Source organism: Bradyrhizobium iriomotense, from assembly GCF_030160715.1.
Classification (GTDB): Bacteria; Pseudomonadota; Alphaproteobacteria; order Rhizobiales; family Xanthobacteraceae; genus Bradyrhizobium; species Bradyrhizobium iriomotense.
The window spans coordinates 24,715-40,463 of record NZ_BSOW01000040.1; the positions used below are offsets into that span (position 1 = coordinate 24,715).

Annotated in this window: 12 protein-coding genes; 7 read left to right on the forward strand and 5 right to left on the reverse strand. The window is 58.7% G+C overall.

Annotated features, from left to right (window positions below):
- Positions 1-105: 105 nt before the first annotated feature.
- Positions 106-321 carry a hypothetical protein gene (locus QQL28_RS46470; protein WP_488798571.1) on the reverse strand — a complete coding sequence of 72 codons (216 nt, stop codon included), beginning with the start codon at positions 319-321 and terminating at the stop codon, positions 106-108.
- A 16-nt stretch (positions 322-337) separates the two neighbouring features.
- Entirely contained in the window at positions 338-460 is a 123-nt protein-coding gene (locus QQL28_RS46475) for a hypothetical protein (RefSeq protein ID WP_488798572.1), read from the reverse strand.
- Between the two features lie 348 nt (positions 461-808).
- On the opposite strand from QQL28_RS46475, the gene QQL28_RS38540 reads away from it, so the two are divergent.
- The 4 genes from QQL28_RS38540 to aepX all read left to right on the forward strand — a co-directional run bounded on the left by QQL28_RS38540 (position 809) and on the right by aepX (position 5,107).
- Positions 809-1,123 carry a co-chaperone GroES gene (locus QQL28_RS38540; protein ID WP_284274067.1) on the forward strand — a complete coding sequence of 105 codons (315 nt, stop codon included), beginning with the start codon at positions 809-811 and terminating at the stop codon, positions 1,121-1,123.
- A gap of 91 nt (positions 1,124-1,214) precedes the next feature.
- Positions 1,215-2,864: a chaperonin GroEL gene (groL, locus tag QQL28_RS38545; protein WP_284274068.1), complete on the forward strand. Its 1,650-nt coding sequence runs from the start codon at positions 1,215-1,217 to the stop codon at positions 2,862-2,864.
- A gap of 446 nt (positions 2,865-3,310) precedes the next feature.
- Entirely contained in the window at positions 3,311-3,502 is a 192-nt protein-coding gene (locus QQL28_RS38550) for a hypothetical protein (protein ID WP_284274070.1), read from the forward strand.
- 747 nt (positions 3,503-4,249) lie between these two features.
- A complete protein-coding gene (gene aepX / locus QQL28_RS38555) occupies positions 4,250-5,107 on the forward strand; it encodes a phosphoenolpyruvate mutase (protein WP_284274124.1) in 858 nt (285 codons plus the stop codon).
- Between the two features lie 588 nt (positions 5,108-5,695).
- Here the strand turns inward: aepX and QQL28_RS38560 are convergent.
- Complete coding sequence (locus QQL28_RS38560) at positions 5,696-6,148, reverse strand: toll/interleukin-1 receptor domain-containing protein (RefSeq protein ID WP_284274071.1); 453 nt, start codon at positions 6,146-6,148, stop codon at positions 5,696-5,698.
- A 1,286-nt stretch (positions 6,149-7,434) separates the two neighbouring features.
- Here QQL28_RS38560 and QQL28_RS38565 point away from each other — a divergent pair.
- The 3 genes from QQL28_RS38565 to QQL28_RS38575 all read left to right on the forward strand — a co-directional run bounded on the left by QQL28_RS38565 (position 7,435) and on the right by QQL28_RS38575 (position 12,207).
- Positions 7,435-8,655, forward strand: a complete 1,221-nt coding sequence (locus QQL28_RS38565) for a glycerophosphodiester phosphodiesterase family protein (protein WP_284274072.1) — start codon at positions 7,435-7,437, stop codon at positions 8,653-8,655.
- Positions 8,656-9,017: 362 nt separating this feature from the next.
- Positions 9,018-11,234 (forward strand): type II secretion system secretin GspD, encoded by a 2,217-nt coding sequence (gspD, locus tag QQL28_RS38570; RefSeq protein WP_431309717.1) that lies wholly within the window; start codon positions 9,018-9,020, stop codon positions 11,232-11,234.
- A 763-nt stretch (positions 11,235-11,997) separates the two neighbouring features.
- Positions 11,998-12,207: a hypothetical protein gene (locus QQL28_RS38575; RefSeq protein ID WP_284274073.1), complete on the forward strand. Its 210-nt coding sequence runs from the start codon at positions 11,998-12,000 to the stop codon at positions 12,205-12,207.
- Between the two features lie 153 nt (positions 12,208-12,360).
- On the opposite strand, the gene QQL28_RS38580 is transcribed toward QQL28_RS38575, so the two are convergent.
- Positions 12,361-13,899: an alkaline phosphatase family protein gene (locus QQL28_RS38580; RefSeq protein ID WP_284274074.1), complete on the reverse strand. Its 1,539-nt coding sequence runs from the start codon at positions 13,897-13,899 to the stop codon at positions 12,361-12,363.
- A 1,046-nt stretch (positions 13,900-14,945) separates the two neighbouring features.
- Positions 14,946-15,740, reverse strand: coding sequence for a c-type cytochrome (locus tag QQL28_RS38585; RefSeq protein ID WP_284274075.1), 795 nt, complete (start codon positions 15,738-15,740; stop codon positions 14,946-14,948).
- Between the last annotated feature and the right edge of the window lie 9 nt (positions 15,741-15,749).

The window sequence follows — 15,749 nt, forward strand, 5'->3', positions numbered from 1 at the left end:
CAACTCTCTGGGTGGATCCTTCCTCCACTGGTAATAGGCCCCGTCGGGGCGCACCATACGGTCTTACGAACAATTTTGTCGCAAGCCTGCAGCAGAGAGCAGGCCTCAACGCCCCTCTCTCGCTGCCGATTTGCCTGGCCTACATGAAGTCGTAGTCGTCCTCCCAATCGGCGTCCTATTTGCTGCACGTGGCGAGCTTTCGGCATACCTGCCATCGCTCTCCTCAGCCTTCGCAAGATAAAGCGGAGGCTTGTCTGCTCGCTGCCATTCACCCGCGCTATTGTTCGTCCACTTGTCGGACCGTGTAGGGTCAAGCACCATCGGGGAGTTGCTTACCTCAACAAAACCGAGCGGCGGCCCGGTCCTTTGCCGCCTCGTTTATCGGATGGGATAGCAGCAGCGGCCTGTCGCAATCCAACCGAAGCCGATGCACCACCAAAATGTCCCCGGCATTATCCACCAGGGGATGAGCGACCCGAAATGCGACCGTCGAGGTGATTTCCTTCCGTCCAGGGAACGGCTATTTAAATTTGGCGCGCGCACGGCTATCTTCGAACAGCTCTTTGACGGAAGTCCCACTTTCCGTGCACAGTCTCCGCCGACACGTGGGCTGTCTCATAATTTGCCACCAACGTCATGAGCGCTGCGTTCAGCGGCATCCACTATGCGGGACTGGGCGCCAATTTTTTTTGCTACCAACCCTTGCTCCCGAAAAACCACTGTCCTATTTCAGCTGCGTTGGCACTCGCGGGCCTCGATTGCTAGCAATTCAGGACCGTCAACTCGTGCAAATACTTAGGAGGACTGCATGAATTTCCGTCCACTTCACGACCGCGTCGTGGTCAAGCGCATCGACGCCGAAGAGAAGACCGCGGGCGGCATTATCATTCCAGACACAGCCAAGGAAAAGCCCTCGCAGGGTGAAGTCATCGCCGTCGGCCCGGGCGGCCGTGACGAGGCTGGCAAGTTGATCCCGATCGACCTCAGGATCGGCGACCGCGTGCTGTTCGGCAAATGGTCGGGCACCGAGGTCAAGGTCGACGGCCAGGAGCTGTTGATCATGAAGGAGAGCGACATCATGGGCGTTCTCACCGACGTGTCTTCGAGCAAGAAGGCCGCCTAATTCCACCGCCCGCTTCGCTCACCCCTGAGGAGCGCCTGCCGGGCGCCTCGCCAAGGGTGAGATGAGACCAAGACAACTCAGGGAAACCAATATGTCAGCCAAAGAAGTCAAATTAGGCGTCGATGCCCGCGACCGCATGCTGCGCGGCGTCGAGACCCTCGCCAGCGCCGTGAAGGTCACGCTCGGTCCGAAGGGCCGCAACGTCGTCCTCGACAAGTCGTTCGGCGCGCCCCGCATCACCAAGGACGGCGTTGCCGTTGCCAAGGAGATCGAACTCGAGGACAAGTTCGAGAACATGGGCGCCCAGATGGTGCGCGAAGTGGCGTCGAAGGCGGCGGATGCCGCCGGCGACGGCACCACCACCGCGACCGTGCTCGCGGCCGCGATCGTCCGTGAAGGCGCCAAATCGGTTGCCGCCGGCATGAACCCGATGGACCTCAAGCGCGGTATCGATCTCGCGGTCGACGCCGTCGTCGCGGACCTCGAGAAGAACTCTAGGAAGGTCACCTCGAATGAGGAGATCGCCCAGGTCGGCACCATCTCCGCCAATGGCGATGCCGAAGTCGGCAAGTTCCTCGCCGATGCCATGAAGAAGGTCGGCAACGAGGGCGTGATCACCGTCGAGGAAGCCAAGTCGCTCGAGACCGAGCTCGATATCGTCGAGGGCATGCAGTTCGACCGCGGCTACATTTCGCCCTACTTCGTCACCAACGCCGACAAGATGCGCGCTGAAATGGAGGACGCCTACATCCTCATCAACGAGAAGAAGCTCTCCTCGTTGAACGAGCTGCTGCCGCTGCTCGAGGCCGTGGTGCAGTCCGGCAAGCCGCTGGTCATCGTTGCCGAGGACGTCGAAGGCGAGGCGCTCGCCACCCTCGTCGTGAACCGCCTCCGCGGCGGCCTGAAGGTCGCAGCCGTCAAGGCTCCGGGCTTCGGCGATCGCCGCAAGGCCATGCTGCAGGACATCGCGATCCTGACCGGCGGCCAGGCGATCTCGGAAGACCTCGGCATCAAGCTCGAGAACGTCAATCTCTCGATGCTCGGCCGCGCCAAGAAGGTGATGATCGACAAGGAGAACACCACGATCGTCAACGGCGCCGGCAAGAAGGCCGACATCGAGGCGCGCGTGGCCCAGATCAAGGCGCAGATCGAGGAGACCACCTCGGACTACGACCGTGAGAAGCTCCAGGAGCGTCTTGCCAAGCTCGCCGGCGGCGTCGCGGTGATCCGCGTCGGCGGCGCGACCGAGGTCGAAGTGAAGGAGCGCAAGGACCGCGTTGATGACGCGATGCATGCGACCCGCGCAGCCGTCGAGGAAGGCATTCTGCCGGGCGGCGGCGTCGCCTTGCTCCGTGCCACCGAAGCGCTCAAGGGTCTGCGCACCAAGAACGACGACCAGAAGACCGGCGTCGAGATCGTGCGCAAGGCGCTGTCCGCGCCGGCTCGCCAGATCGCAATCAACGCCGGTGAAGACGGCTCGGTGATCGTCGGCAAGATCCTCGAGAAGGATCAGTATGCCTACGGCTTCGACTCGCAGACCGGCGAGTACGGCAACCTCGTCACCAAGGGCATCATCGACCCGACCAAGGTCGTACGCACCGCGATCCAGAACGCCTCCTCCGTGGCGGCGCTGCTGATCACTACCGAGGCCATGGTCGCCGAGCTGCCGAAGAAGGCGGCTGCCGCCCCCGCGATGCCTCCTGGCGGCGGCATGGGTGGTATGGGTGGCATGGACTTCTGATTCTGCCGCCTTCACGCGAACCGCAAAATTCGGAAAACCCCGGCAGCAATGCCGGGGTTTTGCTTTCTCGCCTCCTTCCTTTTCCGGCATCGCTTCCATCGTTTGAGCTGTTTAACTAAGATCGTTTCCCGCACCTCGCGGGCTGCAAGAACAGTGACCTTCAGTTCCGAACAGCTACAGCACCGTTCACTGCAAATCCACGAGGCCGGCGAACAACGATCCGATCAAAATGAGAGATTAAGCGTGAAGCCGTTACTGAGGAGGCATCCTCTGGACGGACTGCTGTATTTTTTCGACGCGCCTATTCTATCGCACCACGGCCGGCCAGGAGATCCTTTGCAGGCAAGCGCGTGACCCCCGATATAATCCGGACGTGCGAGCTGTGGCTCGTTTGCACTAGGCGCCGATCTGGAAGGTCGCTAGAGATCATCCTGAGCGAGGGGCGAATGAGCGGCGTAGGATATCAGGTGTATTCGAAAAACGGCAACGGTGCCATCGTGGTTGTCGCCTCCTCCGCAAAGCAAGCTCTCGCCAAGGCCAATGAGCTCGCCGAATCTGGAAACGAGGTCCTGATCAAGGACCTTGCCGGCAGGGTTCTCGACACGGCGGTGATCGTTGAACTCGCTGCGCGCGAATAGATTTCTCGTCCGGGCGTCGGTTGGTTTGGGGTCGGAGCTCTTGCTCCTTGGCCCAGTTCGGTGGTGTAGGATCGAGCGCGACTCCTACGGGGGATCTGACCTCACTGTTGCAAAGCAGCTCATGATCTTGGAGTCTTAAAGGGCCGCTCGTTAGCGGCTTGCCATTAGGCCACTGCCCTTGCGCCGCTGGGATCGATGTCGTCGGCAGCAAGCCCTTTCTATTCAGGGCGCCGATCAGGGCATCGGAGGCCGCGTGGCGGCCATGCTTCCATCCCAATTCGACGATATGTGCGAAGTCTTCCGCATTTGGGAAGTCCTCCGCAGCCACGTTGACCTGTGGGGCGCAACTGCGCCGGCAGGTCCAAATGGCTCGAAGCTGCGCTGGACCCGGCCAGGCTTCGGTCGCTCAAGATGGCCCGAGGGCAAGGATTGCTGGCGCTCTCAGACTTCGATAGCGACATTCAAATCCCATCCTTCCGCGATTTCTTGATTTGAAGGCGGCTAGTCTCCGGGCAATCAAGTTCGACAGTCGGCGTTGGAGCGCCGGATCAAATTTTGCGCAACAATCTTCGGCAAGGTCAACTACCAACCATCGCAATTGATGTCGATAACAGAAACATGTCACCATCCACTGATGAGCGTCGGCCGACAAACCGCAGCCGGCAAGGCATCGGTATGCAAAACCAATCACAGCAGTCTGTTCCCGTCAGTGTCTCTGATTCGCACGCTGATTCCTCACGAACAGAAATGCTGCGCGCTGAAATCTGCTCCAGTAGCGAACTCTCCTTCCTCATGGAGGCTCATGATGGACTCTCCGCTGCGATCGCCGAGAGCGCAGGTTTCAAAGGTCTCCGGGCGTCAGGGCTGTCGATTGCCAGCTCTCTCGGCTACCGCGATGCCAACGAGGCGTCATGGAGCCAACTCGTTGACGTCGTTGAGCGGATCGTGGACTCGACCACGCTGCCTGTTCTGGTTGACGGCGATGGCGGCTTCGGCAATTTCAACAACGCTCGTCTTCTGGCATGTAAACTTCGTCAACGCGGCGCTGCTGGAATTGCCCTGGAAGACAGCTGTTTTCCGAAAACGAACTCTCTTATTGGTGAGCGGCATCCCCTCGTCGATATCGACGAATTCTCTGGCTGTCTGCGTGCAGTGAAGGATACAGTCGGGCAAGATCTGGTCCTCGTAGCCCGGATCGAGTCGCTGATCGCCGGCCACGGGATGGACGACGCAATTTCGCGTGCTCATTCTTACGCGGATGCCGGTGCCGATGCGATCCTCATTCACTCACGAAAGAGTACCGCGGACGAGATCTTTTCGTTCGTGCACGCATGGCAGAACAGGTTGCCCGTTGTGATCGTTCCAACGAAATACTATCAAACACCGGCTTCGGCGTATCGTAAATCCCAGGTCTCTACGGTGATCTGGGCCAACCATGCCATGCGAGCTGCAATTGCGGCCATGCGGCGGGTCTGCCATCGGATCTTCACTGAGGAGACTACCGCAAGCATTGAGCCGAATATTGCGACGCTCGACGAGGTCTTCGAACTCTTGAGGTACGACGAACTCGCCCGTGCCGAAGCACGCTATCTTCGCCTCTCCTGACTAAGGACAGTATGTCTCATTCACCCTGTGCCCACTCATTCTCGGAGGATCATCGCCATGCAACTGGCTGCCTTTCAACACACTCAACTGAACTTGCCGTCGAAACGGGTTTTCCCTCCATCGCGTTTGCGATCGATTACCTCGACAGCTCTTACCCGACCGATTTATCGATTGGCGCAATATCTAGATCCGATCTTCCCATCTCAACGACCATCCCGTGACACACGAGGCCTTCAGGCTCATTCCTCTCTTGAAACGCCAACGCGGACGATGTCGGTGTATCCTAAGATGTAGGGTCCGTGTTTCAAGAAGTCCGTAGGCTCCGCCGCCCCGAAAATAAGTGGACGATCGTCGCGCATCGCCTCGAGTTCGCGCATTACTCACGCCAGTCCCAACCTTAGCTGCCGCAGAAGATTCGCTGGCCTGCTGGCCAACAGGTCGCTACGCGCGCGCCAAAAGCGCAACCATGCGACGAGCCTCTCGCAGCTGTTGCTTGATTTTGATCACCATCACGGTTCCGGGCTGAAACGCGATGCGAGCGGACGCGATGAGACCCGCGTCACCTCGACTGAGCGGCCCGGGGAAATGCTATATGCGTTCGACCGGCTCGAGCCCCGGAAACGACGGGCGTTGAGCAGGCTTCGCGCGCTTTGCGTCGAGCCCATTCAGGAGCTGTATCTGCCCAGCGCTCTCGTCCACGCCTGCCAAGGAAATATGGACGACTGAGCTCAACAGCCCTGGAGGCTGACATTGTCGGACCATCGCTGGGACCAATTTGCGTTTCAGTCCTTGGGGGTCCTGGGCGAATGCAGCAGCCCATTCAGGGAAGGCAAATTGGGACTTAAGGTAGTCAGGCGACAAGACCATAATCGTGCGGTCGGCTTCGGTCGCCGCCCTTTGCGTTTCGAGGAAAAAGTTGCTTCCGGGCCGAAAATCCCGGGCTTGAATGGCAACCGTGAAGCCTTCCTCCTCAAGGACGAAACCGACCCATACAGCCCAGACCTTGGCGGCAGAGGTATAGTTTACGAAAAAATCCTCCATGCACCGATCCAGATCCTTCGGGCCGTGGCTCCCCATCGGCCTCAATACAAATAGCGGGTCCGCACTATTATCTATCCACCCGCCGACTCGAACGAACTCACACGGAAAAGCTTACCATAAACCCGATTTGCGGGGGACTCTGCCGCCCATCGAACACCAGGAGCGCGCATGGTACTGTTGGAGCAAGGGGGCGACTGGTCGAGCACTGTACAATTTCGCTGATCCTCGAAGTCGCCCTCCGGTGCACTCGCCCTACCCCACCTCTATTTCTCACACCTGAGCAGGTCTACGAGACTTGTCGAGGAGCGATTGGCTTGGGCACGTTGCGCAATTGGCAGAATGATGATGATCGAGGGCGACCTTCTTGAGGCTTGGACGCGCGGATTTGTACCCTTTCGCCGAGTTGCAAGCATGGGATCGAAAGAACCTCGTGATCCGCCGTGCTGCATAGTCCCAAGCAGTAGTGAACGAGAGACGGCGGGATCATCACGAATCGTCAAGACTTACCGCCTCCAATCTCCAAGATTACATATTTATGACGGCGCTGGATCAACGGTTCAGGAGTAGCCCGATCGCCGGTAGAAGCACCGCCAGCTGCCGCTCAGAAAGCGACGATGCACGGCCTGGAAGTTCGGATGACACCGCGGCAGCAAGCCCAGCGTGCGCCCTGCTCAATATCAAAAGCGCGGCTTCCAGAACTCGCCGCGTCGCTATCGGCTTCCGCCCTGGCCGGCGGACGGCAACCTGCTCTTCCGGAAAGGTGTTTGCGGATGCGCTCCTACTGCTCGTCCGTCAACCATCCGCACTGGGCGATGAACGACTATTCTTTGCCGGGCTCTCAATGCAGTGATTTGTTGCAGATTTACGTCAGCGGGCCGACTCGAGGGCAATCCTGAGACTGCATCCAACGCGCCAGAAATATCCTTAGCGTCGGCGAGTTCGTTCACGTTCCCATTCAGCTTTCAGATCTCGCATCGCAGACCACTCTTCACGTGGACATCAGACGTGTAGGATTTCGCTCTTTGCGATGCCGCACCTCGTTGCAACTTCGTGTGCGGTGTCGCGTGCGACATGGCGAACATCTAACAGGAGCGAGTTTCTATCGGATAGCAAGCGCGCGCTGCACGCTCGTTCTGACGAGCTGTTAGGTGGAATCGCGCGCGCGCATGTTTCAGGCGATTGGCCCATTGCTTGCTTCCCTCCTTGCCGAACCGGAGAATTCCCTGCCGTGTCTGTAGCGTTTGCTCCAGACAAACGCCATTTCTATGCGACGAAAGGCACGTGCCATGACGAAATGCACTTCTATCACAACTAAGGCGCTGGGCACGGCCGCCCTAGCGCTGACTTTCGTGACAGGCGCGGCGCTCGCGGGCCAATACAACACCGACAAGATTGGCGAGGTTCTGCTGCACTCGCGCCGCGACCTAACCCTGGTGTGCGCCCATCGAGGCCTGCATGGCACGCTGGTTGGTACCAACATCCACATTCCCGAGATACGGGACATTCCCGAAAACTCTCGTGCCGCGATCAAGGCCGCCGCGGACAAGAACATCGAATGCCTTGAAATTGATCTGCGCTCGACCAATTGGGGCGACGTGATCGTGCTCCACGACACCAAGCTGGGCCGCACCACGAACGTTGGCGCAGTCAACGGCATGCAAAACTACGACCCATACAGCGATACGGGCTACAATCCGTTGCTGTCGGAATACTATTTTTCGCCGGAAGAGTTAAAACTTCGGACACCTAGCGCCAACGTGAATTCGGTCTCCAAAGAAAACCTGCCAAGCTTGGGCGACATCTTGGAATATATCGACAACAACAGGATCGCTATCATTCTGTTTCTGGACATTCGGGATGTCGACACCGCCCGTTCGGCGTGGGAGATCGTGAAGAGACACAAGAACGCTTGGGGCACCCCGGCTAGCAAGTGGGTGTACTTCAAGATGAATGTCTCCAAGATCGGCGCCGCCACGCCGGCGGACTTTGAGAAGCTTGGTATCTTTGACCCAAAGTCGGAGGCGGGATCTTTCCGCTTCATTCCAGGGGTTCTCGCGAGCTTTATCGATACTAGTAGAGGGACCGATCAAGCGCTCCAGAACTGGCGCGCCTATTACGAGAGGCCTTACGTGTGGGGAACCGAATTGATAGTAAAGCAATACGACGATCGGCTCAGCTTCCCACTAAACAACATCATAAACGCCTATTCTGCCTTACGGACAACCGGTTATCCCAAGGTGATGGGCAATTATCAACCGGTTCCAGAAACAAAAAACTACCAGTATTTCTCTCACCGTGGCCAGTGTTGCGTCACGCCGACGGATTGGTACTGGAAGTCCAAATTCGGTTACGGGGAGGATACCGCTGATCATCGGGAAGACTTGAACTGGATGATTGACGTCGCAGGTTCGAGCTACGGCTACGTTCTCAGCGACGACCCGCTGACCGCCATCGAGACTCTCAAGAAAGCCAACCGCCGCAATACTAGCGTGATCTGGAACGACTGAGCTTCGATCGTTCCCATCGCTGTCTCTTTCTTGGAAGCGATGATGGAGGCACGGATGTGCCCCATAAGCGAACTCCTTGCAACGTGAGGCCTTAGCAACGCTTATGTCGCCGTCTTAAGGCCGCCTCAGCGTAGCTACATGACCTGGCTCGACGGTCGTACATTTCCTGGCCTGGTAGAGGCGATCCGTTTTTTGCGACCGACGGGCACTCAGGTCGGTCGACCGAGACGCGGCATGCAATCGAGGACATGATCGATTTCCTGATGGCTTTGGGAGGCAGAGAAATTGGCAGCTCCTATTTAAAGCGTGGCGCCACTAGGTCTGTTGGCAATCGAAGCCCGTTCGGTACGGTTGCCCGAAACATGTTGCAGGTCGCGACAATGCTTCTCTTCGCGTCATGCAATATGGCCACAATCAACGGACCGACCACGGCACCTGCCGATGTCGACGTGGTCGACAAGGTCCTATCACTCGACATCCTGCCGCGGGGCGAACGGCCGGCCGCGACGGCCCAGGGACGGCCCAACGCCGAACGTGTGTCAAGCCGCACCTATCAGGGTTCGGTGATCTCCGACGTCCCAGAGATTCGGCAGCAGCCGACCTCAAATGGTCCGGGCTACGACCTCAACTTCGAGAACGCGCCCGTCACCGTTGTTGCAAGGGTGATGCTCGGCGACATTCTTGGTCTCAGCTATACAATCGATCCGCGCGAGCAGGGCACCGTCAGCCTGTTCTCCGCGCGACCGGTGCCCAAATCCGACATCCTTTTCGTGCTTGAGAGCGCGTTGCGACTTTCGGGCGTCGCACTGGTGCGCGAAGCGGGCGGATACAAGTTGACACCACTCGGCGATGCCGTTGGAGCCGGTCATGTCGATACGCAGGCTGGTCGTCCCGAAGCCGGATACGGAGTTACGGTGGTACCCTTGCAATATGTTGGAGCTAAAACCATCCTCAAGCTGACGGACAGCTTTGCAACGCGCGCTGGAAGCGTCCGCGCGGACCCCACGCGAAACCTGCTTCTGATACAGGGGACTGGAGCAGAGCGGCGCACCGCTGTCGAAACTGCCCTGAGCTTTGATGTCGACTGGATGCGAAGCCAGTCCGTCGGTATCTTCCCGGTCAACAATTCAGCGCCTGAGCCCCTGATCGCCGAACTCGAGAGGATCATGGACTCCGGCGAGGACGGTCTCAGTCAAAACCTGGTCAACTTGCAGGTTGTCAATCGGTTGAACGCCATCATGGTTGTAACGCGCAAGCCCGCCCTGCTGCAGACCGCAGCGACCTGGATCCGGCGGCTCGACCGAGCCGACTCGGCTCGAACCAGCGTTCACGTCTATCGCATCCGTTATGGCGAAGCCCGCCAACTCGCCAAGGTGCTGACCGAGATGTTCGTCGGCAGCGCCTCGACGTCGCTCGACAACGCCGAAAGCCAGCTAGCTTCCGGATCAGGCGGCACGACGACATCCGTTGCCGAACGATCGTCTTTCAACCCCAATTCGTTCAACTCATCAGCCAGCCCCACCAACCGACTCCAAGGTGCCACAGGCGGCCCGATCGGCTCGAATTCTTCGAGCGGAACAGCAATTAGCGGTGGACTCGACACAAGAAGTGGCGGCGGACCGCCAGTAATGCCAAACGTACGGATCACACCCGATGCCGTGAATAATTCGCTTCTGATCTACGCCGATCGCGATGCCTATTCGATCATCGTCTCCACCTTGATGCAGCTCGATCAGCCCGTGCTGCAGGTTGGGATCGAGGCGACGATCGCTGAGGTAGCGTTGACCAATGAGTTGTCTTACGGTGTGCAGACCTATCTGACGAGCAAACAGTTAGGGCTGAAGGCCAACCAGGGCTCGATCCTCAACAGGCATTCCGGCCTGACGCCATCGACGCCGACAAGTACCGAGTCGACCACTGGCGCCACGGTAACGAACGCCTTGATCAACCGCGCGTTCCTGGGCTTCAACTTCCTGATCGGCTCGGAGACTCAGCCGGCCATCATCCTTGACGCGCTGCACCTGGTTACCAGCGTCAAAGTGCTGTCCAATCCGTCTCTCGTTGTCATCAACAACCAGTCCGCAACCCTTCAGGTCGGCGACATCGTCCCGGTCTCGACCGGCAGTGCCAATGTATTGTCCTCCAACAACACGGTGGTTAATACCATCGACTACCGCACGACCGGAATTATTCTTCACGTCGTACCGCGGATCACTGCTAATGGAAATGTCCGTCTCGAGATCGAGCAGGAGATCAGCAACGTATCGCCCCAGACCTCAGGAAGCATCACGCCGACGGTATCGCAGCGTAAGGTGAAGAGTTCGCTCTCCGTGGCAAACGGCCAAACCGTGGTCCTGGCCGGATTGATCAGCGAACAACAGGACAGCAATCGCATCGGCATCCCGCTGCTTGACGACATTCCCGGTCTTGGCGACGCGTTTTCACACCAGGGCAAAAAGGGAACACGAACAGAGCTGATCATCTTCATTCGCCCCCAGATCATTCGAGACGGCGGCGATGCGCATCAGGTGGCCGAAGAGTTGCGTTCGAAGCTTCGTGGTCACGAGCAACACCCATGACCTATTTGTCCGCACCGTCCCCTGATCATCGCCAGATTGCCGCGTTGAGCCATTGGGTCGGCAGGTCGTGTCGCGCTCGACTTTCCTATGCCGCCCCATAGCACGCCGATCTAGGGGAGACCTCCCCGCCGATCGTCAGGTCGAGTGCACCAGTGAGAAGTCGCAATCGTGCTTCACGAGGGTGGCGGCGTTAATCGCGAATGCGCTCGCCGCATGAACGGCGTCTGCCAGCTTTAGGCGTGACGACGTACGTAGTCTCGCGGTGCTTTCCGGTTGCAAGAATGCAGGAATTCACGGTAGCGCCTCGCGAGCGCGGCATCATCTGCGTGCAAGGGCTCGCTCAATATCTCGGCGATGGTGATGGTCGTTACGGCAAAGCGTAGACGTCTAGTTCCGTGGCCCTCGACCGCGGCTTGCGGCGTGGTGCAAATTTCGGACGCCTCTCCGGGAAATAGATGATAGGTGCCCCAATCGATGGAAACCAGCCGATCCTCCGGCAGATCCGCAAGATCTAACGGCTCCATTCGTCACGCAACCTCGGAAACGAGCGGGTGCTGTTCGGTCCCCATGGCCCGTCTGGGTTACGGCGAAACGGCCGCTAAGTTTCTGATTTGTCTTGCTTCGCTAAGCGTTTGCACCACGTTTGTTCACGCCGATTTCATCCAGTTCGTTGCGGTTCCGCTGCCGCCTCCTCAAGGCGATGTAAGCTTGAAGGCCCCTCGCCAGTCGGATACGTTTTTGACCAAATTGTCGGGAGACGAGTATGCCCGCCCGCACTCAAAGCGCCGGTACCTCGCTCGCTGATTTCATGCGAGCCGTGGATGACGAGCTAGCCAAATTCGAGCGGCGCGAGCGCGAGTTTCGGAAGAAAGATCGCGACGAACGGGCCAAAAGATTGCAGTTGCCGGTGGAAAAGTACGACGCCGAAGATTGGCGTGCAAAGAAGCCATCAGGCCCAATTCGCAGAACTTGAGACAAGAGGTTCTCGTTCATACATGTGGTTGTAATCACGGTCGTGTTCCGGCCCGCGTGCGATCAGGTGCGTTTGCGGCTCTTCGTCCATCATCCGCGAAAGACTGCGCAAATTCGGTCAACAGCGTTCGTACCGGTCGGGGGCGGCGCTGCATCATAAGGCTTCGGCGGAATCGAGATAGGCTGTCGCGCCAACCTCAACACGACGGATGTGCTGCAGATATCCTCGGTCGCTCGTCTCGTGAACCGTCTCGACCGCCCGAAGCTCCTCCTCTACACCGTCTGTAAAGACCTCGGCAAGAACGCGGCCGGTCATCGTTGACGGCCGTGAGATACTAAGCAGACCGAGAACGGTCGGAGCAAAGTCGCAGACACCCGAGGGGACTTGCGAGACGAGGCCGCTTTTGATTAGCGGGCCCGCCAGGATGCCGACCGATGACATCTCCTTAGCATGCAACCCGCCGTGCACGCCGAAGCCGACGGGCCAATCCGCGCTCCAGGGGCGGCCGACGAGGCCGAAGGGATCGACAGCGTCATCCGCCCGGAACGAGAACAGTATGTCCGCCGAACGAGCATGGTCAACGAAGACGAGGTGGCGGGCAAAGCTCCCCGGCGCAACGCCCTCGACCCCGTCCCGGCCGGCGGTGAATACCGGACCGCACCAGGGCCGTTCGATCATCGCCGCCACTGCGCGTCGGATAGCGGCGTCCGATGGCTCGGACAGGTAAATGGCGCCGACCTGCCCAGGTATGATGATGGCATCGATCCCAGGCGCGGGCGCGGGGCCGCAGCGAAGCCCGGCGGCCTCGAGCGTCTCGAAGAGATCGGCCCGCGCATGCACCGTGACGTGGCCATGATCGGATGCGGCGACCAGATGCACGCCTTGGGAGATGCCCTCGGCCTCCCACCAATCAAGCACGCGGCCGAACTGGTTGTCGATAAAGCCTATCGCTTCCAGGGTCCCCGGTGCGCCAATTCCGGAATAGTGGCAGGAGATGTCGGGCTCGCCGAAAGATAGGATGGCGACGTCGGGCTGAATTTGAGGCCAGACGACGTCGAGGAACGCCGAGGTCAGAAAGGCTTGAGCTACGAGATCAGGCGTGCCTTGGGGAGTCGGCGCGGGCGTCGGCCCGAGCAGGGCCTCGACGCGTTCGAGTATCGCAGCCGAGGTCGCGATACGAGGGAAGTGACCGGAGAGCGTCACCTGGCCCAGCGTCCGAGCCTTGTGGTTCAGCATGCTGGTTGCGCCGGCCGAATTGGAAGCAAGAACCGAGCACGTCCTACCGTTTGCCGCGAGGATTTCTCCGAGCGACGGCACACCGACGAAATGGCCGCCGCTCTCGATATCGAGGTCCTCGATCAGGCCGTCGTCGCTCGTATCGATGAAGCACGGCGGCGCGGACGGGCGATCAAGATACTTGTTTCCAACGACGCCATGGCGATCCGGCGTCGTGCCTGTGACGAGGCTTGTCAGGGCGGTACGGGTTTCGCTGGGATAGATCGTGCGCTGCCGCGCTAGCATAGCGCCTCGGCGCTGGAGCCTGACCAGATTCGGTGTCAGCGATGGACTGATGAGATCGGGCCTAAGCCCGTCGACCAGTACGATGAGAACACGATTCGAGATCGATCGGACGGACATGGTAGCCTGCACTGTCGCCGGGGCCCGCATTGGCGCTATGGCCAGGTAGGCCATCGCGCCGCCATTGTATACGGTACATTGCCGACATCGCGCTGTTGCTTTCTTGTCGGGGCCATAGTGAATTAGTCCATGCCGCTGTTCTATTATCGAGACGTCCTGGTCAACTACCAACCTTAGTAATCGATCCGGAAGCCCCGCAAACACGTGGTGTTAGACATACGCCTTTGAAACGAGACTGATGAAAGCTCAAATTTGGATCCTTGAAGGATCATTACCATATCAGTTGATGGGTTGTGAGGATAGGAAACTTACCCGGGCGGCGAATAGTTCTGACTGCAGACCCGCGCGACACCTAATATTCAGTTCTCAACGTAGGAAACATTCCGTTCTCAACGTAGGAACCCTATTTCAACGGCCTGAAGCGGCGGGCCTACTGCCTCACTGGTGCTCCTGCAGAATCTTCCAAGCCAAATATCATAGCCGCGGTCACGTTGGAGAAACTGCTACAGTGCACCAGCGATGCGAAGACCGATACCATTCTTAAGGCGGCAATCAGTTCGCTGAAGGTCTTCCGACTATTAGGACGCAGCCGAGAAGTCCGTCCTCACTTCTATGGTGGGCTGCCAAATATCGTGGGCTGCCAAATCTTGTGCTCCGGTCAACTACCAACGCTGGCAATTGATCTAGATGACGGAAGCATGTCACATATCGCTGATGAACGTCGGCCACTCAAACGAACAAGGAATTGGCAGGCAAGACCAATCACAATTTGTCCTCTCCAAGCCCGCTCAACGTTTTTCGAACTGTGAGGTACGACGCACTTACCCGTGCGGAAGCGCGCCATATGCTGACCGACTGCAATGGCTTCTCGTTCACACTGCAACATACTTATTCTCGAAGGACCAGAGTCATGCAATCGGCAGCCTTACCATCACGCCCAACCTCCATTTTCGGGAAAGCACACGTCTCCATCCTGGACTCTTGCATATCGAATGGCTCGACAGCTCCTATGCAGCTGATCTGTACATTGCCGCAGTCGCTCAGCCCGATCTCTCAGCTCATTTCAATGAACCACCAGTCGCCGACGAGGAGCTGCGGGCTCATTTCGCTCCTAGAGCTCCGCCAACGCGACCGACGATCTGTCTTAAAATGTGAGCGCCGTCTTTCTGGAAGCTTGTAGACCACACACCGCAGCGGCAACCACAAGGGACACTTTGGATCGACGGAGCGCGCGCATGTTGGCGCAACGGACAGCGCTCAGCCAAAAAGGTATTGCGGGGCGTGTGGCAGGCGCCGCAATGTCCCAAGCCCTCCACGAGATAGGCGCCGCGATTCCATTCTTCGGGTTGCGATGGGTCGACTTTGAATCGATCGGACTTAAAGAACAGCCAATTCCAGATCGCCATTGGCCAGCGTAGGCGGAACAGAATGCCATTCGCCGGAGGCGTATAATATTGCGGCTCCACGCTGCGCAGATAGGCGTAAATCGCGTTGACATCCTCATCGCTGACTCGCGTGAAGGAAGGATAGGGAAAGGCTGGAAATAGGTGGCGGCCTCCTGGCGCTATCCCCTCTTGCATCGCGCGACGAAGATCCTCGCCCGTCCAACGGCCGATTCCAGTTTCAGGATCAGGGGTAATATTGGTAGAATAGAGTGTACCGAGCGGCGTGACAAAGGGAACGCCCCCAGCGAAGGGGGCCCCTCCGGGCCGCGTGTGGCAAGCGGCGCAATTTGCGGCCGTCACGAGATATTGGCCGCGTTCGATCGATGCGCCTGAAATCTCGCTCGCGCCGGCTGGAAAGGCCGCGAGAGCGAGCAGAATGAGGGCAAGAAATCTCAACGCGCAAGCGCGCATCCAACCGGAGCAGCTCCGGTACGAAAGCTGCGATTTCAATGATCAAAT